Consider the following 23,052-nt stretch of genomic DNA (forward strand, 5'->3'; position numbering starts at 1 on the left):
TGACCTACGTTTACCATCGCGTACCAAGCAACTTGACGGGAGACCGATTGAAACCTCTTAACTGCTTGAAAGCGTCACACCCGAACTTGTATCAACAACATGTCAAGAAATACGAGTATCGCCCGCAAGCTCTAAAGCGTCGTGTTCATGGGTTGGATTGTTATTGGAATGACGTGCTTCACTTTACACCGATTCATCCGGGCAAGGTACTAGAGGGATTGAGAAAGAGCGGCCTTGAGACGACAACGCTAGGTCGTTGGTTTCGGTTTGATGTGAGGGAGCTTGGCTTTGATAAAACCAATACCGTGATTTTCTGGTCGCCCAATCAAGAATTTGGTGATTGGAAAGAATCAAAAGAGGATTTTATGCCTTACAAAGAGACCGAACTTTTACAACTCAGCGAACTTCCGAGCAAAACGCTATGCTTTTATCAGGAGCGAATTCATAAGGAAGAAGTGCCATTGTTATTCTTTCGTACCCCTCACGTACTGTTTAAAGGCTCTGTCGGTCTCAAAAATGGTCATGAAATTACAATTGTTTAGCTGACTTCTATATGCTTTGCGCATTCATTCAGATAAGGAAAGGAAACGATAATGGATAAATTCGTAGTGTTTCTCCTATGCCTTTGCCTGACAGTAGGTGGCGTTATTCACCTTTACGACAATATTGTCGATGGCTTTTTGCCTTACGATTTTGCCCCAGGCTGGTTAAACATGTATTGGAGTGCTTTGGGTCTCTTAGATTTGCTTGCCGTGTATTTGTTGATCAAGCATCGACGGACCGGGCTGGTTTTAGTTTTATTGATTATGTTAAGTAGCGTAGGCTTTAACTCGTATGCACACTATGGATTGGGTATCTTCGAGAGCAGTGGACAACTGCAATGGCAAACGTTGCTATTAGGATTTTCTATTGGGGTATCAATTTGGTTGTGGAATTCGCAAAAGAATCGTCACTCTCGTCAGATATTCCGTTAACTTTTTGACATTACTTATTTTTCAACAGGGAAGTGTTATGGATAACTTTAAGGAGCTGGCGAGCTTCGGTATTTTTGCTGCGCTATCAGGCTTTAGCTTTGGTGCCATCTTTTTTGGTATTGCATTTGTATACGCAGCAATAAATAAACAACAAGACGTGAGTGTACTCGCCATCTCATCGATTATTCTGGGGATTATCGGCTTGTTTGTCGGCGTCACTCAATCAAACAAGAAACGTAATTTGATTAAAGCCTAAAGATTTCTATTCAATCCTAAATACACTGGGGTGAGTAGCGGTTGCATGTTCGTGATACATATCATCGAGGTAGGTCAGCAACTCATCTTCTTCTAGAAATGGCGGCACTACCAAATCTCTGATTGGGCGCTTTATCGATGTTTCTGAATCGATATAAAGCGTCCAAACCCCATCTTTGCATTCCGCAAGCATGACTTTTCCAAACACATTCACTTTCATTGAGCGGCTCATGAGGAAGACTTTTCTTTGTAACGAAATGGCTGGGTAATCAGTTTATCTAATCTTTGCTCGTCTTTGTCGCGAATCTCTGGAACACCAATCACAACATCATCATGTCCTAACTCCGGTTGAGCTCGATATGTGCCAAACAAGCGATCCCAGATAGACAAGAAGAAGCCAAAGTTTGAATGTGTCTCGCGCACGATGACTGAGTGGTGAACGCGATGCATGTCTGGTGTCACAACCAACTTACGTAACGTAGCGTCCCAAGGCAGTGGCAGCTTTGCATTGCTATGGTTAAACATGGCGCTGGCATTCAATACGATTTCAAACACAACGATGCCAATAGGAGAGACGCCTAAAGTAAACACAGCGGCGATTTTTACCACCATAGAGAGAATGATTTCTATCGGGTGGAATCGTGTCCCAGTTGTGACATCGATATCCAAGTCAGCATGATGCATGCGGTGAAGCTTCCATAGCGGTTTAACTCGATGGAAGACTAAATGCTGTAGGTAGATGATGAGATCGAGTAGCACAACGGTTATCAGCACATTTAACCAAGTCGGGAAGGCAAGAGCATTGAGTAGGCCCCAATGGTTTTCATAAGCGATGATGGCCGCTTGAAAGGCTGCAATCGGCATAACTATGGCAATAACGACACTATTTAGTGCGACCAATGTGAGGTTGTTAAACCAGCGAAATGAACGGTCGACAGTCAGCTGCTTTCTCGGTCGCTTGTTTTCCCACAAGGTGCACAGTAACAAAACACCAATGAAGATGCTGAGTCGTAGCCAAGAAGGGTCGTTAAATGCAGTTTCGGGCACACTAATTTCCTTGTTTGATTCGCTTATTTGTTAAGACCTTAACACTCCACCGTATCTTTCACCGAGAAGAAAGGAATGTGAATGTCCGTCCGTTTACGAGCATTTCTTGAGACTCACTGGCGATGCAAGTAGAATCGCGCTCTACTTTATACATGCACTTATTCCAACTGGCACTTTCTATCCATGAGAATCCACGCTTTCCATCGTTTATACCAGCACCGTCAATCTATCTCAACGAAGCCGTTTAACGCTCGTGGCTGTAAAGTGGTTCGCTGTCCATATTGTCAGGTTTCTGAGCAATATTGTTTGTGCGACATTCAGCCTAACATCGAATCCAATATTGCCTGCATGCTGATCGTATCGGAAAACGAAGTGTTCAAGCCGAGTAATACCGGGCGTCTAATTGCTGATACGATTCAAGAGACCTACGTGTATCAATGGAATCGTACTGAGCCTTCTCAAGAGATGTTGGCACTACTAGAAAACGATGCTTATCAACCTGTGGTTGTCTTCCCAGCAGATTACGTGGATGAGCCTGAACGTTTGTTAGACGGTTTGAATCCGGAGCGTTTGAAGGCACCCGATGGTTCGGACAAAAAGTGGTTACTGATCTTCATTGATGGCAGTTGGCGTGAGGCACGTAAGATCTTCCGCCGTTCCGAGTTCTTGAAGTCTTTGCCTGTGCTTTCTATTGAACCGGAATCATTGTCTGAATACATCATGCGCCGCTCGGACAATGAGCAGCATCTGTCGACAGCAGAAGTGGCGACGTTAGTATTCAAACAGGCAGGTGAAGAGCAAGCTTCGGAGTGTCTGCAATTGTGGTTTGAAGCCTTCCGTGAAACCTACATGCTGACGAAAACTCGAGTAAAAACCGACTGGTCTCGCCCGCATCTGAAACGTTTCAAAGAGTGGGCTAAAATCGAGAGCTAACTCTAAGGAATGAACTTTTGTTGATGGCTTGTTGTTCAACTGGCTTCAACGAGGGGATAAATCTGCATTCCGTCACGGTTTGCAGGCGTACAGATATGGATAATGCCTAAAGTTTATCTTTTTGACTCCAGCATATTTTGGGAGTCGTTTGAGCATTTTAGGAGAGAATTGCATGTATTACGGCTTTGATGTCGGTGGCACTAAAATCGAGTTTGGTGCGTTTAACGAAAAACTTGAGCGTGTAGCAACTGAACGTGTACCAACACCAACAGACAACTACGATTTGCTGGTAGAAACCATCGCAGGTCTGGTTAACAAATACGATGCGGAATTTGGTTGTGAAGGTACGATTGGTCTTGGTCTTCCTGGCATGGAAGATGCGGATGACGCAACTGTACTAACGGTTAACGTACCTGCCGCAAAAGGCAAACCACTTCGTGCGGATCTGGAAGCTAAAATCGGTCGCAGCGTAAAAATCGAAAACGATGCAAACTGTTTCGCGCTTTCTGAAGCATGGGATGAAGACCTTCAAGACGAACCATCTGTACTAGGTTTGATCCTTGGTACGGGTTTTGGCGGCGGCTTTATCTACGAAGGTAAAGTATTCTCTGGTCGTAACCACGTTGCGGGTGAGGTAGGTCATACACGTCTTCCTATCGACGCTTGGTTCCACCTAGGCGAAAACGCGCCCCTACTAGGTTGTGGTTGTGAAAAGAAAGGTTGTCTAGATAGCTACCTGTCTGGTCGTGGTTTCGAGCTTCTTTACGCGCATTACTATGGCGAAGAGAAGAAAGCGATCGATATCATTAAGTCACACGCAGAAGGTGAAGCAAAAGCGGTTGAGCACGTTGAGCGCTTTATGGAGCTTCTCGCAATCTGCTTTGCGAACCTGTTTACTGCGACTGACCCACACGTTGTTGTACTAGGCGGCGGTCTATCTAACTTCGAACTGATTTACGAAGAGATGCCAAAGCGTATTCCTAAGTACCTGCTTTCTGTCGCGAAATGTCCAAAGATCATCAAAGCAAAACACGGTGATTCAGGCGGCGTACGTGGTGCTGCGTTCCTAAACATCAAATAATCGTCTGAGTTTTCGGTAAGCGAAAATACATAAGGCCTATATTGAAAGCCTCGTTTTCCTTTATGGTGAAACGGGGCTTTTTACCTATAGAGTACGAACAAAAAGAATAGGTATAAAAAACTCGCGACGAATCGCGAGTTTTTATTTTGGTCTGTGTCGCTTGGCTTATTTGTTCTTTTTACCTACGCCCAAGTTCTCTTTTTGAGCTAGGGTGATTTTGCTAAAGCCTAATTTTCTGAAGTAGTTATCACGGTAGTTGCGCACTGCTTTAGTGTCAGACACTGCTTCGATTTGTTGCTCCATCTTTAGGAACTCAGTGATGTCGATACCTTCTGCTTCTGCAACCGCTTCTTGAATGTTGCGGTGTTGCTGGTACGAGAACGTCAGTTCTTTGTCTTGGTCTTTGTAAGTGTAAAGAATGGTGCGAGCCATAGCTGTCTCTCTGAAAAGTTTTTCTGTCATCAATAAAAAGGTCAGACGTGCTGACCTTCTCATTTTTAGTTGGGCTAGATTCTGCCTTGAAGTGGGATAATTGTCACGCTTTCTCCCGTTTTTACTGTATCAACAGCAGGGGAGATTTCGATCAGGCAGTTTGCCTCGCTCATTGAGCGCAAGATACCAGAGCCTTGTTTACCCGTTGTGCGGACCGTTAGACGACCTGTTTCGTCGAGTTCGTAGATACCGCGACTAAACTCGGTACGACCTTGGCGAGAACGGAGGTTTTCTGTGGCAATGGCACTGACTTTGAGTGGCTTCCAGCCTTGTTCACCTTGCATCTTACGCAGCGCAGGCTCAACAAAGTTGATGAATGAAACCATCACGGCAACAGGGTTACCCGGCAAACCAAAGAAAGGTTTATCGTTGATTTGACCGAACGCAAGCGGACGACCAGGACGCATGTTGATACGCCAGAAATCAATTTGCCCCAGTTTGTCCAATGCCAGCTTAATGTAATCTGCATCGCCAACGGATACGCCGCCAGAAGTCATCACTACGTCGGCTTGCGCAGAAGCATTTTCGAGCGCTTCAATCATCAACTTCTCGTTATCTTCTAGAATTCCGAAATCCAAAATTTCACAGCCAAGTTTCTCTAACATGCCCATGATAGTGAAACGGTTTGAATCGTAGATTGAATTCGCTTTCTGATCTGTACCTGGCGCTTGCACTTCGTCACCGGTAGAGAACACAGCAACTTTCAACTTGCGGAACACATTGGCTTCACCAAAGCCAAGAGAAGCAATCATGCCCATCTCAGGGGAGGCTAGGCGAGTGCCTGCGGTAAACACATCGCTACCAATTGCTAAGTCTTCACCCGCTTGGCGAACGTTTTGACCGGTTTTGATGCTTGCACCATTGAACGTGACTGTATCGCCATCCTGTGTTGCCTGTTCACGCATAACAACGGTATCACCATTGATAGGTGTTGGGGCGCCCGTCATGATCTTAACCGCTTGACCAACTTCCAGAGGTTGATCGTAAGCGTGACCCGCCATCACTTCAGCAACCACTTGGTAGTTGTCGCGCTCGATGTCATCACCGCGAATAGCGTAACCATCCATCGCTGAGTTGGTGTATTGCGGCACGTTAACTGGTGACACCACGTGGTCTGCTAGCACACGACCATATGTATTTTCAATCTTGCACGCTTCGGTTTCAGCAACTGTGTTCACCAAAGATAGGATCTTTTCTTGTCCTTGAACGACAGAAAGGAAAGCCGGAGAAAGGGTATCGCAGCAAGCACCTTCTTTCTCTTTACTCTTTGGTGCTTTCGCTTCTTGAACATACTGAATAACGAACTGGGCAATTGCTTCAAGATCGTTGATGTTCATTTGTGGCAGTTCAGATTCCAATTCGCCGCTGTCTGAAGCAATCGCGATGATGTTTTCATCGTTTGGATAAAGCCAAGGCTTGCCGACTTCTTCACGGTGCAATTCGATCTTAGGAAAGGCAATGTTTTTGCAGCCTTCCACTAGAACTACGTCTAGCTTGTCTTCATCAAATCGCGTCAGTAGGTAATCAAACTCAGATTCTGACTCTGGTGTTTCTGTCATCAGCGCGAAGCGGTTACGAGAAGAGATCAGCATTTGCGATGCGCCTGCTTTACGTAGGCGGTGGCTGTCTTTGCCCGGTTGGTCGACATCGAAGTTATGGTGTGCGTGCTTTAGCATACCGATGCGTAAACCTGCTTCGGTCAACTTTGGTAGTAATGCTTCAAGTAGCGTAGTTTTGCCCGTACCAGAGTAGGCAGCAAAACCAAGAATAGGGATGTTTAGCGTGTGTTTCATGATTCAAGTTGTCCAAATTGCGCCAATTCTTCAGGCGTATTTAAGTTGACGAAACAGTTTGGTGAGTCGCTAAAGTCAACGTAACTGGTGTTGCACTCTTTGTAGAGTAGGATGATCTTACGATCGCCACGTTCTAAAAACGCGGTCAGCTTTGGCAGTACGCGCTTGTGGTAAAGCGTGAAGACAGGCTGCTGGTGGTCGCCATCATGAGCAACCAAAATATCGGTGTCTTCTTTTACTGCATTGCAAAAACGTTCAACAAGATCAGTGTTGATTTGTGGGCTGTCGCAAGGGACGAAGCCAACCCAATCGGTTTCTGCATGAACCAAGCCCGCGTGGATACCGCCCATCGGACCTGGGAAATCTTTAAATTGATCGCTGAAGACGAAACCAAACGCACGATAGGCGTCTTGGTTTCGGTTCGCATTGATTAGAATGCGCGGTGTTTGCGGAGATAAACGTTCGATAACGTGTTCGATGAGTGGCTTCCGATTCAGTTCGATCAGACCTTTGTCTTTTCCACCCATACGGCTGGCTTGACCACCAGCCAAAATGACCCAACTAGTTTGTGTTGGCTGAAGCATATGCGTTCTCTTGGGATGTTTCTTTTGGTATGACATACAAGAGTGGAGACTCTATCAAAGTCTTGTCTTTAATCCACCACTGTTTTTTACATAAATCCGTCAACGCGTTCGCTTGGTGGCTAGTCACAACAATACTAGAGCCACGATCAAGCAGATCTTTTGCCATGATAACCAAACGTTCAATCGACTCTTGGTCGAGAGAGGCACTTGGTTCGTCCATCAACAAAATCGATGGTTTTAAAATCCAAGCTCGTGCCATTGCTACGCGTTGCTTTTCACCGCCGGACAATACAGAGATGTGTTCGTCGGCTAAGGTTTCTAACCCTACCATGCGCAGCGCACTAATAACTTGAGCTCGCTTATCTTTTGCCGTGTCTTGTTGATATTTAACTCCATAAACGACGTTTTCGTACACAGTGCCGTCAAAAAGGTAAGGAGACTGATGGAGATAAATCACGTCAACACGACCATTGCGACGCGTCCACTTCTTCAACCAAGTATCTTTCGGTGCCACCACTTTACCCGTTGAAGGCTTGAGTAAACCCGCAAGGATCTTGAGTAGGGTGGTTTTACCAACGCCATTGTCACCTTTTAGGTAAATCGCGTCGTTGGGACCAATGGCTAATTCAGGGATGTGGAAAAGCACACGCTCTTTAAAGCGCATGGACAATTGCTCGGCGGTAATTTTTATAGTCATAATTCACCCTTACATTGGGTCGATGGCGAGTCGATTGCTTGCTTCATGTTCTTAGATAGCCTTTGCCTCTCATGCTCGATAAGAGGAAGTTGAGCGCTAACGCTAACGATAGTAATACAATTCCTAATGCAACTCCTTGCGCAAAAGCACCTTTACTACTTTCCATAGCAATGGCAGTCGGAATATTACGGGTTACGCCCATAATGTTGCCACCAACCATCATTGAACAACCTACCTCTGTGACGATTCGTGAGAATCCCGCAATGATAGCCGCCAATAAAGGAAAACGTGTCTCCCAGATCATAGTAGCAGCGATACGAGGTATTGACGCTCCTAACGTAATCGCCGTTTCAACCGCGCGACGGTCACTCGATTGAAGCGCACCGTGCATCATAGAAACCAGAACCGGAAAACAGACGATCATTTGTCCTAAGATCATGGCTTTTTGCGTAAACAGCATTTGCCAATCACCCAAAGGTCCCGCTCTCGATAGCAGCATGTAGAGCAGCAGCCCGATTACGACTGTTGGCACCGCCTGTAAGGTGTTCACAATGGACAGCAAGAACCACTTACCACGAAAGTCGGTGTAGGCGAGGACAAAGGACATCAAAATAGACGGCAATACCACCAAAGATATTGCCGTAATAGAAACACTAAAGGAGACCGCAACGATCTCCCATAGGTCTGCATCAAAATTCACCAGTAAGCGCAAGGCTTCTAGTGTTGTATCAGCAAGATTCATATTGCGTTATTTGGTCTCAGCATTCGCAACGAACAATTGTTTACCATTCAGACGGAAGCTGTTGATCAGCTCTTGACCGTGCGGATTTACTAACCAGTCACTGAACGCCTTCGCACCTTGGTAATTGATGGTTGGGTAACGCTCTGGGTTAACCAAAATCACTTGGTATGGGTTAAACAGTTTTTCGTCGCCTTGGAATAGAATCGCAAGATCCAATTTGTTTTGGTAAGCCAACCATGTACCACGGTCAGTCATGGTGTAGCCTTGCATCTCTGAAGCCATATTCAGAGTAGGACCCATACCTTGACCTACGCTGCGGTAGCCACCAAAGTTTGGTTCCATCTTAGTTTGCGCCCAAATGCCCAATTCTTTTTTGTGTGTACCGGAATCATCGCCACGAGAGATGAAAGTTGCATCTTTGTTTGCGATCTCTTTGAATACGTCGAGTACGGATGCATCATCTTTCACTTGTGCTGGGTCAGACTTAGGACCAACGATAACGAAGTCGTTGTACATCAGTTTACGTGGAAGGACGCCGTAGCCATTCTCAACAAACACACCTTCTGCTTTAGGAGCGTGTGTCATTACCAAATCAACGTCGCCGTTTTCACCCATCTTCAGCGCTTTACCAGTGCCCGCCGCGATGATATCCACTTTGTAGCCAGTGTCTTTTTCAAATTGAGGAAGTAGGTAGTCCAGTAAGCCAGAGTGGTAAGTACTTGTTGTTGTTGCCAGGCGAATGTGTTCGCCATCTTGAGCTGAAAAAGCAGAGTAGCTTACAAGAGTGATTGACGTTGCAGCTAGAGTCAGCGCAATTTTTTTCATTTTAGTTGTTTCCTTTCCAATGATTCTTTGGCTTCTAAAGTCTTGGGTTACTAAAGAAGTCGCCAGAGCGTCATAGCGCGCTCATATCACAAGTCACCTTAGGGTGAGGGAGCGAGAAGCGATGATTACGCGTTAATGTCTCCCGCATCCTGAGACCACTTGGACACTCTATATAGCAAACAAGATGCCAACATTTTACAAGCTCAAAATGTTTGATTTATGCGCTAATTCATGGACTTATTTGCATAAAAATTTGCGTTGGTACAAAATGTCGCACTTTTTGTAGGGTATCTCTGTTTAAACTTGGTACACTCTGTCCCATTCAAATCCAACTGGGGTAAATATGTCTACTCAATCCCATATTAGTACAAACCAACAATACAACGCTTTTTCAGTACTGGTCGTTGATGACGAACTCGGTATGCAAGCCATCCTTAAAAAGGCTCTGGGCAAGCTGTTTTCTCAAGTCGATACAGCGGGCAGCATTGAAGAAGCGGAAGAGCTACGTAACTCACGCCACTACGATTTGATTCTGTTAGATATCAACCTGCCGGGGCGTTCAGGGATTGAATGGGAAGAGGCGTTTGAAGATGACGACAAACGCGCGGATGTCATCTTTATGACAGGCTACGCGGATTTGGAAATTGCGATTCGAGCCCTACAGCTTGGTGCATCGGACTTTATCCTCAAGCCGTTTAACCTAGAACAGATGCTGAAAGCGGTCAGTCGTTGTATGGATCGCCGTTTGAACGAACGCATGCAATACGCGATGAAGCGTGACTATCAGCGTCACAACACCTCAGAGATTATTGGCGGTTCGGAAAAAACTCGCCAGCTCAAACAACTGATCACTCAATTTGCGCCGTCTCGCGCATCTGTCCTAGTGGAAGGTGAGTCGGGCACCGGTAAAGAGTTGGTAGCGAGAGGCATTCACCAAGCAAGCGGTCGAACAGGTCCATTCGTCCCACTTAACTGTGGCGCGATTGCACCAGAGCTTTTAGAGAGTGAGTTATTCGGTCATACCTCAGGGGCTTTTACTGGCGCTAAGAAATCTCGCGAGGGTCTTTTCCGCGTAGCCAATGGCGGCACATTATTCCTTGATGAAATCGGTGAGATGCCTTTGTCCATGCAAGCGTCACTGCTACGCGTGTTAGAGCAGCGCACCATTCGCCCGGTTGGTTCTGAGCGTGAAATCAGCATTGATGTTCGTATTGTCGCGGCGACCAACCGCAACCTGCAAGAAGAGGTCAACAAAGGTAACTTCCGTAGCGACCTTTACTACCGTTTGAACGTGCTGAAGATTGAAGTTGCCCCTCTACGTGAGCGTAAAACAGACTTGTTTGAACTGGTTCCATATTTCAGCAATATGCTGACCAGTGAGCTGGGTATGCAAGCACCGAAGTGGGCGCATGAAGATATGGAAGCGATGAGCGAATACGAATGGCCAGGTAACATTCGTGAACTTAAAAACCTCATCGAGCGTTGTATTTTGTTAGGTAAACCACCTGCGCATCACTGGCGTGAACTCAATGGCGGTCATGCTTTACCTAATGTCTCCATTACCGTGTCACACAGTGAAGAATTGCCAACCTTCAAAGAAGGCAAAGAGTTCTCTGGTGAAGGCTATCCAAACACTTGGACACTAAAAGAAGTGGAAAAAGCGCATATCCAACAATTGGTTAATTTGCACGAAGGCAACAAGTCGGCAGCAGCTCGAGATTTAGGAGTGGCACGAAAAACGCTAGAGCGTAAATACAAAGAGTGGGATTCTGAGGACGAGGATTATGCCGAGTAGTAGTTGGCAGCAACACAAAGGATTGTCTAAATGGACGTACCGATTCAAAACCATGGTGCGTTATCGACTGTTGATTTTGACATCTGCGCCAATCTTTCTAACGCTGATAGCCCTTATTGGCATTACGATCTATTGGTCGATTCACTATACGTGGCAAAACGCATTGTTAGACGTTTCGGAGCGTTTGGGTGTCGCGAATAACAGCATTACGCTGCTGCAACAAAAGCAGGCGAACTACGTGAAATCGTTCGCGGATTCTTATGACTTCCGTACCCGAGTGAATCAAAATGTCCCACAAGCAGAGCTGCAAAAATGGGTGACTGCGCAGAAAAAACGCTACGGTTTGGACTTTTTGTCCTTTCAACGTGTTAATTCGATGGAAAACAAATTCCGCTTTATGGATTTAACCAAGCGCGAATCTTTCTTCGATGTTCTCGACAGAAAAGAGCTGGAAAAGCTAGACCCCGAACTCGCCAAACGTGCTGAAGTACCGATTCTAAAGAATGGTGGAGTGGAAGCGCGTGGCTTGGTGAGCCGAACTGTGATCCCAGTTTACAGCCAACAGAACGACTTAATTGGCTTCTTAGATGGCGGTTTGCTGCTTAACAACAGCACGGTATTGGTCGATCAAATTCGTGATCTTATCTATTTGAGTGATAACGACACCCTCCGTCCCGTGGGGACTCTGACGGTATTTTTGGATGATCTTCGTGTTAGTACTAACGTTCCCTTAGACAGTGACCAACGTTTAGGTCGCGCTATCGGTACGCGGGTGAGTTCAGAGGTATACAACAAGGTATTGGCGGAAGGTGAGCAATGGGTCGATCGCGCGTTTGTTTACGATGCTTGGTATATCACCGCTTATCAACCAATCAAAGACCAGTACGACAATGTCATTGGTATGCTCTACACCGGTTACTTGATGTGGCCATTCGTCAAAGCGTATATGACAAATATCGTTGAGATCAGCTTGATTACCTTAATGTTGCTCTTGGTTTCTGGCGTGATGGTATATCGTGGCTCTCGTGATCTATTCCGTCCAATCGAGCGCATCTACAAAGTCGTGAAGCTTGTCCAGTTGGGTAAAGAAAAGCGTATTGGTCCATTAGGGCTGGATGAACATCACGAGCTCGCTCAGTTAGCGCGTCAGTTCGATAACATGCTTGATGCTTTGGAAGATCGTAAAGTCGAGCTGAAGAACTCCGCCATGGAGCTGGAAGGTAAAGTTCAACAACGCACGGCGAGTTTGAAAGACAAAACTGAAGAGCTTGAACTTCATATTCAACTGCTTAACCAAACCCGTGACAAGCTCGTCGTCAACGAAAAGCTTGCCGCACTAGGTGAGTTGACTGCTGGGATCGCCCACGAGATTAACAATCCAACAGCAGTGATTCTGGGTAACGTTGAATTGATTCAGTTTGAGCTAGGTGAAGAGGCAAGCCGCGTTCAGGAAGAGATTGATGCGATTCACGCTCAAATTGACCGTATTCGTAATATCACGCGCAGCTTACTGCAATACAGCCGTCAGGGCGGTGTACAAGACGAAATTACGTGGCAGCACGTGAATCCAATTATCGATGAGAGTATTACGCTGGTTAAAACCGGCACTAAAAAGCGCGACATCGATTTTGTCACCGATTTACAAGCCCATACCTCGGTCGAGATCAACCGCCACCACTTGCTGCAGATTCTGGTGAACTTGCAGATGAATGGCATTCACGCGATGGACGGCAAAGGCAAGCTAACCGTCGTGAGTGAAGATTGGATTGAAGACGGCGAACTGAAAGGTGCCGCGATTCATGTCACTGACGAAGGTTGCGGTATCAAGCCAGAAAACTTGAGTCGTATCTTCTCGCCATTCTATACCACTAAACGCGACGGTACTGGGCTAGGGCTTTCTGTTTCGCAAAGTATTCTTAGTCAAACAGGCGGCGAGCTAAAAGCTGAATCGGAATGGGGCAAAGGCAGTACGTTCAGTATCTACCTGCCAAAGAAAGCCGAGCTACTGCTTGAGGTAACGAATATCGCTTAATCGGCGATTCCAATTCGTAACGCGCAAAGAAAAGGGTCAGTGTAAATCACTGACCCTTTTTGTATCTGTCCTTCTCTAAAGGCAAGAGGAATACGTCGAATTAACCGGTATGCACTGCAATCTTCGGAGGATTGATACCGTGCTTCTTGAACTCTTTCATCACACGTAGAGTAATGTCGGTTTCAAACAGCTTCTCGTAGGCGGTATCCACCACATAAGCCTTACACGTTAGCTGAATCGCCAAGTAGTTATCCGTAATGGTCTGCTTTACAAGAACCGTTACTGGCTTAGGTAGGTGAATATAACGGCTTGAAGACGCCGCTTCCTGAATCAAGTCACGCGCTAACGTAATGTCTTCATTCATGCCCACATAAAATGGAATCACTACCTGCATATCCAGCGCACCATAGTTACCGCTGACCACAACTTCACTCAAGAACTTGTTGTTTGGAATCGTAATGATGTCATCGGTTAGGGTACGCATTCGCACAGAGCGCAAACCAATCGCAATAATATCGCCGTAGTTACCTTCGAACGTGACGCGGTCACCAACTTGGAACGGGCGATCCACCATAACCGTCATACCTGCGATGAAGGATGCGGCTAGGTCTTTCAATGCGAAACCAACCGAAACCGCTAACGTACCACCAATCAAAGCAAGGATTTGATCGTTAATACGGAAGCTCATCATAAACACGACAGAGCCAGCGGTTAAGTAGATAAAGAACTGCAAGAAAGATTGAAGCTTTTGCAGCACCATGCGGTATTGCACGAACTGGCTACCAATGCTTTCTACCATTGAGTTCATGAACTTAAGCAATAGCCAAGTCGATGCAATCACAATGATAGAGAAGAACACGCCGCTCCAGCGAATTAGGCTGGCAATCTGCGAGATGTTATCCACACTCGCGATCTCTTCAGTCGCCAATGCAGAGGTGCTTAATAGCGATAACGCTAATATGGTGAGTAGTTTTTTCATCGTTATTTCACCAATAAATGTTGACGGTCGAGAACGTTGGTAATGTGACGGAACCAGTGATCCGACACGCGAGCTTTGTCTTCGCTCCACTCAATAAAGCCGCGGCTTTGGAAGTAGCGCAGAGTACCAATCACTTCCGCAATACTCAGCTGAGTACACTCAGACAACTCTTCCGGCGATGCCACCTCAAGCTGAACAATAGAACGCAGCACGGCAAGCATTGGCTTCGGCATTTTCTCTAGTTCTTGAGACTCTGGTGCATGGAACAATCGAACCACCACTTGTTGCGTCTCTTTATCCTGACGCAGAGACAAGCGGAAAAAGCGCAAGCCAACCGTCGGGTTACCATCAGAGTAATGCCACAGAATACGGTAGAAACCTTGTTTCGCACGTTCTTCTTCCGTGATGTCTTCTTGATCCCATTGCTTAGGTACGACAAGACCATCAAACGTTACTGGATTCTCAATTTGTTGGTTAATACGCGTATCAAACAGCGCAGACAGTTGTTTTTCACTCCAGCGCGGCATAAACGCCACCCAGTCAAACAACAAACGTTCGCCACGAGCACGATCTACGAAACGCCAACTTGCTTTCTCAATCGCCATGACAACGCGGTGGTTTTTCTTAGAGCGGCGAAGTAGGTTAGTCAGTTTAATCAAACCGTTTAAACCTCCTACCATTGGCTTAACCAAGCGCTGGGCGTTATCAACCGCGATAAGGTAAGGCGTGTCACTTTTACGTAAATGCGCAAGAACCTGAATCTCAGAGGCGTCTTCTTCCAACCCAAGTTGTAGAGCCAGTTCTTTTAGTAGTTCACTGTAGCCTGCATATGGGCAGTTTAGATAAAGCGGTTTGGCGTTCTTCACTTTGTTCAGGATCGTACGAAGGAAGGTCGTTGTACCAACGCCACGTTCACCAGAAATTACACATACCGCAGGACTATCTGTCAGCAGGTATTTAGACAGTTGCTTGACTTCGTCTGAGGCATACTCGACCAACTCGCTGTCTTCGCTACCAGGAAGAATATACTCGAATGTTTGCTCGCCTTTGATTCTTACTAGGTTGGTATCACCGCCTTTGTTACCTGTTTGTTTGGCAACTTCGATGCGGAACAAGTATGCCAACGCTTGGCTAAACATGGTGTAGTTAGACAGCATTGCGACAATACGGTGTTTGAAGCTATGCAGCGTAATCCACACGGCACATATAGCCGTACCAATGATGCTTAGAAACAAGGTGTCTTTACGACGAATAGACCAGTTTACCCACACAGGACGATCAGAGAGCTTCTCCGCGACTTCAAATACCTTTTTACGCCATAGGCGCAATACCGACAGCGTCACCAATACAAACCAGAAGAACAGCGCGCTGTAGATCCACGAGTAGATGGTGCCTTTACCCAGCGTACGAATCGAGATTTGAAGAATTACGCCAGCAACAATAGCGCTCCAAACGTAACGACGAATGGTCGAAAGGCGTAGGGCAATTACTTCTTGGCTAGTGCTGCGACTGTTGCGATAAGCAAACTCGAGAATAAAGCTAATCGCGATAGAACCACCTAGAACCCACCAAGTGAAGATTTCTAGAATGATCAAATGCTGCAAGCTTGGGATTTCTGATAGCACCCGAAGAGAAAGCGTAATAGCAATCAACCAAGCAATTGCTCTGTGCGCACGACTGATATACCAAATCAAACGAACCCAGATAGGCGGCTTTGTGATGTTATCTAGCTGCGTTTCGCGGAATAGAGTAATGATGCGCTTGCTGTTAGTTAACCACCAGACCAGACCGAAATAGATAAACAACACTTTGATGCCAGCCCAAACAACCGGAATCGGTGAAATCAGAATTTCTTTAATCAGAGATTTGAAAGAACGAATCTGGAAGAATACCAAGTACTCGACGTTAAGCTGAGTTTGACGCCACTCTTGCTTAAACTGCGTGACACCATAAGGACCGAAACCAGTCAGTTTATCGTGCGTGATGGGGTCAGTAAGCTCTAATAAACGCTCTTTACTTTGTCCTAGGCTGTTAACCGTAAGGTAACTGGATTGTGTCTCAAACCACTCTTTGTCTTCACCAGAATTGCGGTATGTCTTTAGGTGTTGATCAAAGATAAGGGTCTGTTTGCGCTGCTCATTCATTACTGCATTGAGCAGTTGGTTGACCTTACGTTTGTCTTGGTCAGACATAAACAAAGGCTCTGGCAGCTTATTGATCTCCTGAGTGATCTCTTGCGCTACAGGCAAGACTTGAGGCTCAGGTTGGAATTCGTACTCCCACTCAGCGTGAGCAGGTAAAGAAAGCACGAGACCGACTAGCATTAAAATGCGCGCCATGAAATGCATAAAATTCTCTTAAAACTTAGAAGGTTAGAGTTAGTGTAGTTGCTTTATCGCGATATGCGAGTTTTACCCAATGACCGTACGTTTAGTTTCGATTCTTTAATAGAGACTGACGCTTAATAAAGGAATAACGTACGGAATTGATAAAAGGGGACGCACTATAAACCCAATTTCATGGGGTATGTCAATGGTTAGTCATGACGGATTTATGTCTCAGTTTTGAGTCGGTTAGAGTGAGAACACTTAAATTTAGCAAGGTTTATGTTAGCCAAATCTCAAAAATCAGTTCGCTAAACAGTGCTTTTTCTCATTAATTAATAAAAACAAAACTTGAAGTGTGTAGCCTTAAGCAGTAACGTTGCGCGGTTTTTCCCAATAAACTTGAATTGCTAAGGTAAAGGTTTTGATTTCCACAGCGAATATTACTCAACAATTTGGCGCTAAGCCGCTATTTGAAAACATCTCAGTTAAGTTCGGCGAAGGTAACCGCTACGGCTTAATTGGGGCTAACGGTTGTGGTAAATCAACCTTTATGAAAATCCTGAGCGGTGAGCTTGAACAAACAAGTGGTAACGTAAGCTACGATCCAAACGAGCGCGTTGCAAAACTGAACCAGGACCAGTTCGCATACGAAGAATTCACTGTAATCGATACAGTAATCATGGGTCATAAAGAGCTATGGGAAGTGAAGCAAGAGCGTGACCGCATCTACTCACTTGCTGAAATGAGCGAAGAAGACGGCATGAAAGTGGCTGACCTAGAAGTTCAGTTCGCGGAAATGGACGGTTACATGGCAGAAGCAAAAGCGGGTGAGCTTCTTCTTGCTGTAGGTATTCCAATGGAGCAACACTTCGGTCTAATGAGTGAAGTTGCACCGGGTTGGAAACTTCGTGTGCTTCTAGCGCAGGTTCTATTCGCAGACCCAGACGTTATGCTTCTTGACGAACCTACCAACAACTTGGACATGGACACTATCCGTTGGTTGGAAGACACGCTAAACGCACGTAACTGTACAATGATCATCATCTCGCACGACCGCCACTTCCTAAACTCAGTATGTACGCACATGGCTGACTTGGATTACGGTGAGCTACGTGTTTACCCAGGCAACTACGATGAGTACATGACTGCGGCTTCTCAAGCTCGTGAACGTCTACTAAACGACAACGCGAAGAAGAAAGCACAAATCGCTGAGCTACAAACGTTCGTTGCACGTTTCTCTGCAAACGCATCGAAAGCAAAACAAGCAACATCTCGTGCTAAGCAAATCGACAAGATCAAACTGGACGAAGTAAAAGCGTCTAGCCGTCAAAACCCATTCATTCGTTTTGAGCAGTCTAAAGAGCTATTCCGTAACGCTCTGATTGTTGAAAACCTAAGCCAAGGTTTTGAAGACGACCTGTTTGCTAACTTCAATGCGATTTTTGAAGTTGGTGAGCGTGTTGCAATCATCGGTGAGAACGGTGTGGGTAAAACAACCTTGCTAAACACGCTTGCTGGTGTACTAGAACCACGTACAGGTGAGTTCAAATGGTCTGAAAACGCGAACATCGGTTACTACGCGCAAGACCACGCACACGACTTCGAAGAAGACCTAAACCTAACGGATTGGATGGGTCAATGGCGTCAAGAAGGCGATGACGAGCAAGTGGTTCGTAGTTTCCTAGGTCGTATGCTGTTTGGTCAAGATGACATTAAGAAGTCTGTAAAAGTACTGTCTGGTGGTGAGCAAGGTCGTATGCTGCTTGGTAAGCTAATGATGCACAAACCAAACATGCTGCTGATGGACGAACCAACCAACCACATGGATATGGAATCGATCGAATCATTGAACACGGCACTAGAGCAGTACAAAGGCACATTGTTCTTCGTATCGCACGACCGTGTATTCGTAGACTCGCTAGCAACACGCATCATCGAAATCCGAGATGGTAAAATCACAGACTTTAAAGGTACTTACTCTGAGTTCCTAAAATCTCGTGGTATCGAAGGCTAATCCTTCTTCCGAATAAAGAAAAAGACCTCATTGCGAGGTCTTTTTTTATGTCTATTCTGTGTTAGTGCTAATGCTTTGCTAGCGCTATATTGTGGCGTTCAATCCTTAAATTGCCTCATTAGATAAGCATAAATCCCAACGAGCCCGAAGGTAATGATCATCGAAACGATGATGCCGCTTGGGGTGAGTAGATAATTCCACAGCTGATCGTTGTTCATAGTTCACATCCTTTGTGAATCCACATGATGACTTAAGTCTAACTCATTTGGTGAATTAATGATGAGTTATTGAGTTCCCTTCACGTCAAAATCAATCTTCTCTGCACCAGTGAAGACTTGGAAACGTAAGCCTTTCGCACGAGCGATAGTAGTGATGCCAAACTTTTTCGCCAGATCCAAACCCATTTGAGTTACGCCCGAGCGAGAAAGTAAAACAGGGATACCCATCTGCGCTACTTTAATCACCATCTCTGATGTAAGGCGCCCCGTTGTGTAGAAAATTTTATCTTCACCCGTTTCTTGATTAAGCCACATTTCACCCGCTAGCGTATCAACTGCGTTGTGACGACCAACATCTTCCACAAAAGACAGCACTTCGTTGCCTTTACACACGGCACAGCCATGCACAGCGCCCGCTTTTTTGTAGGTATCGTTGTAATGCGTTAATGCTTCAAGCGCCGCGTAGATTTCAGATTGCTTCAGCGGCACTTGTGGCACTTGGTAATCTTCAAGCTGCTTCATCACGTTGCCATACATAGTGCCTTGACCACAACCAGACGTCACCGTCTTCTTCTTCAGCGCGCCTTCTAAGTGCTCAGTATTTTCTTTGGTGATAACCGCAGCTGAGTGCGTTTCCCAGTCAATAATGACCGATTCAATCGCTTCAGGATCAGACAAGAAGCTCTGGTTCTTCAAATAACCCAACACAAGCGCTTCAGGACGAGAGCCAAGCGTCATTAGCGTAACGACTTCCTTCCAGTTCAACATCACCGTAAGAGGGCGCTCACAGGCGATTTGCTTAGTTAGCTTCTCACCGTATTCGTCAAACACTTCTACTTCGATGGTCTGTAGGGGATTTTCACTGGTTTTAATAATGTTTGGTTTTACCACAGTCATGTCCTAATGAATGAGAGAGCCGATACACGCTCTCATTAATGGGTCTATTCGTCTTAACGCTACAACAAAGCAATTCTCATTCCAAAATAGCTGTTATAAGGAAAATTGCGAGGCATTGCTTCGATTCTGGATTAATTCTGCGATATCGCAGCAATGACACAGGTGCTAATTTGAATTTCTACTAGTTTTGAACTTATGAGCTTAGCGAAGGTAAGGCTTAATCTGGCGCGTTTATTGCTTTGTACCGCTAAAATGGTTGAAAGCAAAGTACAAAATGTCCTTTTCTGTCTTAAAGCCAACATAGAACAAACTGGGTGAGTTATGTCGGATAAGAAACAGTTCGAGAAAAATGAAGATTCATGGTCGATAGGCGTGGATCTTGTAGAGCATGAGATCAGTACCGGTATTTGGGTCACGACCCAATGGCAACTGACGGGATTTGAAATTAACCCAACCGAAGACACTCAACACGTGTGCTTGCTGCAATTGCACAAAGACGAGCGCACCGATTACCGCTTTAACCTGAGCTCGCAACAACCAAAGCTTTTTTTGGTTATGGATAATGTCGACTCTGGTGATACACCGACGATTCAATTGCTTACGGCGTCTCAAACTGTCGCTGCGCAATATATGGATGGCGATAACCTAGTATTATCTAATGATATGCCGTTAGCTATTCAAGCTTGGATGGAAGCCTTTATTGGGCGTCACGGTGAGTTGTTAGAAGTAAGACGCAAGAAACGCAAAGGAGCGGGCAGAGCAAATGGCAACTAGTTTTTTTAGCCGTTGGTCGAAACGTAAGTTAGAAGAAACCACTGCAGAGCCTTCAGACGCTAAGGTTGTGGACTCTGTTGAATCTACTGAACCAGAAACCGCACAAGCTCATGAAGAATTAAGCACTGAAGCGCAAGCATTAGCTACTGAGGCTTCTGCGACAGAGACTGAATCTCAACAGGCATCAAACGAAACTACTGATCCTGAAGAGATGTCCGTAGCGCAGCTATTAGTGTCTGAGGCTTCAGAGAGCGTTAAGAAAGCCGCACTGCGTAAGATGTTCTTGTCAGAAGAGTTTAACGTTCGCGATGGTTTGGATGATTACGACGATGATTACAGTAACCTCAAGTCGCTTTCTGAAGGGGTGGCTGAAACACTTCGTGATTGGGTGAAAGAGAAAACGGAAGAAGAACCAGCAGAAGAAACGACACAATCAACTGAATCTCATGAAGAAAGTGATATTGAATCGGCTGATGTAGAACTTGCTGAAGGTGCCGAAATTCCCGAAGAACAAAAAGAACTGGATATAAACACAGTATCTAATGAAAGTGATATTCTAGAGACAAAACTAGCCCCTGAAGAGGTGGGACAAAATATACCACACAAAGAATAGGTACATTTTGACTAAACGCTCAATGAACCGGCTGAGACAAAATGTCCCAGTCGGTTTTTTTATCCCTACAATTTCTAAGATAAATAGCTAACCTATTGAAAATTAGCTGATATTTAATTGGCACGACATTTGCTATCTGTTGCTCATTACCATTCTTGTTGAAGTTAGACCATTTGCCCAACAGGCAGTGATAACCCGGGTGGGACTACCTAAAAGGGGTAGTTACTGACGAGTTAATCAGCAGAATCGCCTGCGCTAACTACAATGAAAGATGGAAGAAACTATCCATGCGTATAAATGGAACTGAGCAATGTTGAAACAACTATTAGAACAAGCAACTTCCAATAACGGTAAAGCGCGTCTGTATGCGTTTGAAAATACTGTAGAGTTGACCAACCTTATTCCACCAACGGTGAGCTACGAGAGTGGCGGCAATACACTGATTGTTGGACCGACTGCCATCATTGAGAGTGCAGCCGCGCAGCTATCTCAAATGAACAGCCTGACACTTCTTTCTACAGACGGAGAGAAGGGCACCAATCCAGAACTGTACTTTGCAAACTCAGTTCAGGTTTCTGGTTTCCTAGGTACGTTTGAAGTGCTTATCGAAAATAACGGTCTAGCAAGCAACCTAGCAAAAGTCGCTATCAATAGTGATTGTTTCGATGTTGTTCTCGATCTTTGTCTAAGTAGCTGTATGTCAGAAGAGGTTCCGGTTCCGGGTTACTACCCAGTAGGGCGCGGTTATCCAAAACTGGCAGAAGCGCTAGAAGAAATCCCAACATTAATGGGTACGTTTGATAAGCCAAAGTTCTTCCGTCTGGACACTGATCTATGTGCGCACAGTTCTCGTGGCGTGAAAGGTTGTGAGCGTTGTGTGGATGCTTGTCCTGCTGGCGCACTATCAAGTGAAGGTAGCGATAAAACCGGTCACCGCATCGAGATTAACCCATACCTATGTCAGGGCGTGGGCACTTGTGCAACGGCTTGTCCGACAGAAGCGATTCATTACGCGCTACCTAATCCTGAAGATACGCAAAAATTCATTGAACGCACGTTAGCGAACTACGAGCAAGCGGGCGGTCTGGATCCTATCGTTCTTATCTGTAGTTCTCGTCACGAGACTTACAACGTGATGGCATTGAAAGCGCTACCAGATAACGTTATTCCAATTGTGGTTGAAGAGCTTCCTTCTATCGGTATCGATACATGGTTCGCCGCTCTAGTTAATGGCGCGACGCAAGTGCTATTTGCTGCTTCTCGTTTTATGCCTGCAACCATCATTCGTGTTCTAAATAACGAAGTAGGTATCGCTCAAGAGCTATTGGATCAACTTGGTATCGCAAAAGAAACCATCGATATCCTTTACTTGGAATCGCTTCGAGAAGGTCCTCCAACACTATGTACAGATTCATTCGACCTTGCCCTTGGTGATCTTCAAGGTAACAAGCGTCAACGTCTGTTTACTGCGCTGGATGCGATGTCTTCTTCTCGTATTCCGGTTGAGAACATTGTTGAACTGCCTGCGAACGCGCCTTACGGCAATGTTTCTTGTGAGAGCAAAGATTGTACGTTGTGTATGAGCTGCGTGGCGGTTTGTCCAACACGTGCACTTCATACCGATGGTGAATCTCCATCACTTAAATTCGTTGAACAAGATTGTATTCAATGTGGTTTGTGTGAAAAGGCATGTCCAGAGAAAGTTCTGACTCTAACGCCACGCATGAACTGGGTGAAAGAAGAGCGCCAAAAAGCGGTTGTGATTCACGAAGAGAAAGCTGCGGAATGTATTCGCTGTCATAAGCCATTCGCACCTCAGTCTATGATCGACATGCTACAAAATAAGTTACGCGGTCACTCTCATTTCTCTGATGAAGCGGCGATCAATCGTATCGCGATGTGTGAAGACTGCCGTGTGATCGACATGTTTGAGTCGATGGCAGAAGACCCAATGAAACAACTGAAATACTAGGAGCTCGC

Annotated in this window: 22 protein-coding genes; 11 read left to right on the forward strand and 11 right to left on the reverse strand. The window is 45.6% G+C overall.

What is annotated here, in order from left to right; genetic code table 11:
* Positions 1-86 precede the first annotated feature (86 nt).
* Genes OH463_RS21145 through OH463_RS21155 form a run of 3 tightly spaced genes read left to right on the forward strand, consistent with a single transcriptional unit; the run spans position 87 to position 1,230 of the window.
* The gene (locus OH463_RS21145; protein WP_234352399.1) at positions 87-542 is read left to right on the forward strand and encodes a hypothetical protein; all 456 of its coding nucleotides are present in this window, start codon (positions 87-89) and stop codon (positions 540-542) included.
* Between the two features lie 51 nt (positions 543-593).
* Positions 594-974: a hypothetical protein gene (locus tag OH463_RS21150; RefSeq protein ID WP_005445835.1), complete on the forward strand. Its 381-nt coding sequence runs from the start codon at positions 594-596 to the stop codon at positions 972-974.
* A 37-nt stretch (positions 975-1,011) separates the two neighbouring features.
* Complete coding sequence (locus OH463_RS21155; protein ID WP_005445834.1) at positions 1,012-1,230, forward strand: hypothetical protein; 219 nt, start codon at positions 1,012-1,014, stop codon at positions 1,228-1,230.
* Between the two features lie 6 nt (positions 1,231-1,236).
* On the opposite strand, the gene OH463_RS21160 is transcribed toward OH463_RS21155, so the two are convergent.
* A complete protein-coding gene (locus OH463_RS21160; protein WP_049536023.1) occupies positions 1,237-1,461 on the reverse strand; it encodes a DUF7661 family protein in 225 nt (74 codons plus the stop codon).
* Entirely contained in the window at positions 1,458-2,276 is an 819-nt protein-coding gene (locus tag OH463_RS21165) for a sterol desaturase family protein (RefSeq protein WP_009697773.1), read from the reverse strand. The genes OH463_RS21160 and OH463_RS21165 overlap by 4 nt, the downstream gene beginning before the upstream one ends.
* Positions 2,277-2,459: 183 nt before the next feature.
* Between OH463_RS21165 and OH463_RS21170 the strand changes: the two genes are divergently transcribed.
* Positions 2,460-3,209, forward strand: a complete 750-nt coding sequence (locus tag OH463_RS21170; RefSeq protein ID WP_045481144.1) for a tRNA-uridine aminocarboxypropyltransferase — start codon at positions 2,460-2,462, stop codon at positions 3,207-3,209.
* A 172-nt stretch (positions 3,210-3,381) separates the two neighbouring features.
* Complete coding sequence (gene nagK, locus OH463_RS21175; RefSeq protein ID WP_005445828.1) at positions 3,382-4,290, forward strand: N-acetylglucosamine kinase; 909 nt, start codon at positions 3,382-3,384, stop codon at positions 4,288-4,290.
* 165 nt (positions 4,291-4,455) lie between these two features.
* Here nagK and OH463_RS21180 read toward each other — a convergent pair whose 3' ends face one another.
* From OH463_RS21180 to OH463_RS21205, 6 genes are all read right to left on the reverse strand, one after another.
* The gene (locus OH463_RS21180; protein WP_005377584.1) at positions 4,456-4,722 is read right to left on the reverse strand and encodes a DUF2960 domain-containing protein; all 267 of its coding nucleotides are present in this window, start codon (positions 4,720-4,722) and stop codon (positions 4,456-4,458) included.
* A 74-nt stretch (positions 4,723-4,796) separates the two neighbouring features.
* Complete coding sequence (locus tag OH463_RS21185) at positions 4,797-6,575, reverse strand: bifunctional molybdopterin-guanine dinucleotide biosynthesis adaptor protein MobB/molybdopterin molybdotransferase MoeA (protein ID WP_269992549.1); 1,779 nt, start codon at positions 6,573-6,575, stop codon at positions 4,797-4,799.
* Positions 6,572-7,159 (reverse strand): molybdenum cofactor guanylyltransferase MobA, encoded by a 588-nt coding sequence (mobA, locus tag OH463_RS21190; protein ID WP_017190153.1) that lies wholly within the window; start codon positions 7,157-7,159, stop codon positions 6,572-6,574. Before mobA ends, OH463_RS21185 begins: the two co-directional genes overlap by 4 nt.
* Positions 7,137-7,856, reverse strand: coding sequence for an energy-coupling factor ABC transporter ATP-binding protein (locus OH463_RS21195; protein ID WP_005445824.1), 720 nt, complete (start codon positions 7,854-7,856; stop codon positions 7,137-7,139). Before OH463_RS21195 ends, mobA begins: the two co-directional genes overlap by 23 nt.
* 43 nt (positions 7,857-7,899) lie before the next feature.
* Entirely contained in the window at positions 7,900-8,598 is a 699-nt protein-coding gene (locus OH463_RS21200; RefSeq protein ID WP_005445822.1) for an ABC transporter permease, read from the reverse strand.
* A gap of 6 nt (positions 8,599-8,604) precedes the next feature.
* Complete coding sequence (locus OH463_RS21205) at positions 8,605-9,423, reverse strand: substrate-binding domain-containing protein (protein WP_005445821.1); 819 nt, start codon at positions 9,421-9,423, stop codon at positions 8,605-8,607.
* A gap of 343 nt (positions 9,424-9,766) precedes the next feature.
* Between OH463_RS21205 and OH463_RS21210 the strand changes: the two genes are divergently transcribed.
* Positions 9,767-11,218, forward strand: coding sequence for a sigma-54-dependent transcriptional regulator (locus tag OH463_RS21210; protein ID WP_005445819.1), 1,452 nt, complete (start codon positions 9,767-9,769; stop codon positions 11,216-11,218).
* Positions 11,208-13,250, forward strand: a complete 2,043-nt coding sequence (locus OH463_RS21215) for a sensor histidine kinase (protein WP_027726806.1) — start codon at positions 11,208-11,210, stop codon at positions 13,248-13,250. The genes OH463_RS21210 and OH463_RS21215 overlap by 11 nt, the downstream gene beginning before the upstream one ends.
* Positions 13,251-13,350: 100 nt before the next feature.
* On the opposite strand, the gene OH463_RS21220 is transcribed toward OH463_RS21215, so the two are convergent.
* Together OH463_RS21220 and OH463_RS21225 are read right to left on the reverse strand one after the other, a co-directional pair.
* The gene (locus tag OH463_RS21220; RefSeq protein WP_269992556.1) at positions 13,351-14,229 is read right to left on the reverse strand and encodes a mechanosensitive ion channel family protein; all 879 of its coding nucleotides are present in this window, start codon (positions 14,227-14,229) and stop codon (positions 13,351-13,353) included.
* Between the two features lie 2 nt (positions 14,230-14,231).
* The gene (locus tag OH463_RS21225) at positions 14,232-16,577 is read right to left on the reverse strand and encodes an ATP-binding protein (RefSeq protein ID WP_252045055.1); all 2,346 of its coding nucleotides are present in this window, start codon (positions 16,575-16,577) and stop codon (positions 14,232-14,234) included.
* Positions 16,578-16,977: 400 nt separating this feature from the next.
* Here OH463_RS21225 and OH463_RS21230 point away from each other — a divergent pair, with 400 nt between their 5' ends.
* Complete coding sequence (locus tag OH463_RS21230) at positions 16,978-18,570, forward strand: ABC-F family ATPase (protein WP_005427581.1); 1,593 nt, start codon at positions 16,978-16,980, stop codon at positions 18,568-18,570.
* A 284-nt stretch (positions 18,571-18,854) separates the two neighbouring features.
* Here the strand turns inward: OH463_RS21230 and OH463_RS21235 are convergent, their stop codons facing one another.
* Complete coding sequence (locus tag OH463_RS21235; RefSeq protein WP_269992560.1) at positions 18,855-19,679, reverse strand: formate dehydrogenase accessory sulfurtransferase FdhD; 825 nt, start codon at positions 19,677-19,679, stop codon at positions 18,855-18,857.
* Positions 19,680-20,006: 327 nt separating this feature from the next.
* On the opposite strand from OH463_RS21235, the gene OH463_RS21240 reads away from it, so the two are divergent.
* The 3 genes from OH463_RS21240 (at position 20,007) to OH463_RS21250 (ending at position 23,044) form a co-directional block, all read left to right on the forward strand.
* Complete coding sequence (locus OH463_RS21240; protein WP_009697781.1) at positions 20,007-20,459, forward strand: DUF3305 domain-containing protein; 453 nt, start codon at positions 20,007-20,009, stop codon at positions 20,457-20,459.
* Positions 20,449-21,072 carry a DUF3306 domain-containing protein gene (locus OH463_RS21245; RefSeq protein ID WP_114091949.1) on the forward strand — a complete coding sequence of 208 codons (624 nt, stop codon included), beginning with the start codon at positions 20,449-20,451 and terminating at the stop codon, positions 21,070-21,072. The genes OH463_RS21240 and OH463_RS21245 overlap by 11 nt, the downstream gene beginning before the upstream one ends.
* Before the next feature lie 310 nt (positions 21,073-21,382).
* Complete coding sequence (locus OH463_RS21250) at positions 21,383-23,044, forward strand: 4Fe-4S dicluster domain-containing protein (RefSeq protein WP_050936464.1); 1,662 nt, start codon at positions 21,383-21,385, stop codon at positions 23,042-23,044.
* The last annotated feature ends 8 nt before the right edge of the window (positions 23,045-23,052 follow it).

The sequence above is a fragment of the Vibrio sp. NFR genome, from assembly GCF_027587095.1.
Classification (GTDB): Bacteria; Pseudomonadota; Gammaproteobacteria; order Enterobacterales; family Vibrionaceae; genus Vibrio; species Vibrio harveyi.

What these genes read in the sequence shown, in the direction of transcription:
- OH463_RS21150 (WP_005445835.1), top strand. Translation starts at nt 594, where the DNA reads ATGGATAAATTCGTAGTGTTTCTCCTATGCCTTTGCCTGACAGTAGGT.
- OH463_RS21220 (WP_269992556.1), bottom strand. Translation starts at nt 14,229, where the DNA reads ATGAAAAAACTACTCACCATATTAGCGTTATCGCTATTAAGCACCTCT.
- mobA (WP_017190153.1), bottom strand. Translation starts at nt 7,159, where the DNA reads ATGCTTCAGCCAACACAAACTAGTTGGGTCATTTTGGCTGGTGGTCAA.
- OH463_RS21185 (WP_269992549.1), bottom strand. Translation starts at nt 6,575, where the DNA reads ATGAAACACACGCTAAACATCCCTATTCTTGGTTTTGCTGCCTACTCT.
- OH463_RS21195 (WP_005445824.1), bottom strand. Translation starts at nt 7,856, where the DNA reads ATGACTATAAAAATTACCGCCGAGCAATTGTCCATGCGCTTTAAAGAG.
- OH463_RS21245 (WP_114091949.1), top strand. Translation starts at nt 20,449, where the DNA reads ATGGCAACTAGTTTTTTTAGCCGTTGGTCGAAACGTAAGTTAGAAGAA.
- OH463_RS21225 (WP_252045055.1), bottom strand. Translation starts at nt 16,577, where the DNA reads ATGCATTTCATGGCGCGCATTTTAATGCTAGTCGGTCTCGTGCTTTCT.
- OH463_RS21215 (WP_027726806.1), top strand. Translation starts at nt 11,208, where the DNA reads ATGCCGAGTAGTAGTTGGCAGCAACACAAAGGATTGTCTAAATGGACG.
- OH463_RS21210 (WP_005445819.1), top strand. Translation starts at nt 9,767, where the DNA reads ATGTCTACTCAATCCCATATTAGTACAAACCAACAATACAACGCTTTT.
- OH463_RS21250 (WP_050936464.1), top strand. Translation starts at nt 21,383, where the DNA reads ATGTTGAAACAACTATTAGAACAAGCAACTTCCAATAACGGTAAAGCG.
- OH463_RS21170 (WP_045481144.1), top strand. Translation starts at nt 2,460, where the DNA reads ATGAGAATCCACGCTTTCCATCGTTTATACCAGCACCGTCAATCTATC.
- OH463_RS21200 (WP_005445822.1), bottom strand. Translation starts at nt 8,598, where the DNA reads ATGAATCTTGCTGATACAACACTAGAAGCCTTGCGCTTACTGGTGAAT.
- nagK (WP_005445828.1), top strand. Translation starts at nt 3,382, where the DNA reads ATGTATTACGGCTTTGATGTCGGTGGCACTAAAATCGAGTTTGGTGCG.
- OH463_RS21240 (WP_009697781.1), top strand. Translation starts at nt 20,007, where the DNA reads ATGTCGGATAAGAAACAGTTCGAGAAAAATGAAGATTCATGGTCGATA.
- OH463_RS21160 (WP_049536023.1), bottom strand. Translation starts at nt 1,461, where the DNA reads ATGAGCCGCTCAATGAAAGTGAATGTGTTTGGAAAAGTCATGCTTGCG.
- OH463_RS21205 (WP_005445821.1), bottom strand. Translation starts at nt 9,423, where the DNA reads ATGAAAAAAATTGCGCTGACTCTAGCTGCAACGTCAATCACTCTTGTA.
- OH463_RS21155 (WP_005445834.1), top strand. Translation starts at nt 1,012, where the DNA reads ATGGATAACTTTAAGGAGCTGGCGAGCTTCGGTATTTTTGCTGCGCTA.
- OH463_RS21180 (WP_005377584.1), bottom strand. Translation starts at nt 4,722, where the DNA reads ATGGCTCGCACCATTCTTTACACTTACAAAGACCAAGACAAAGAACTG.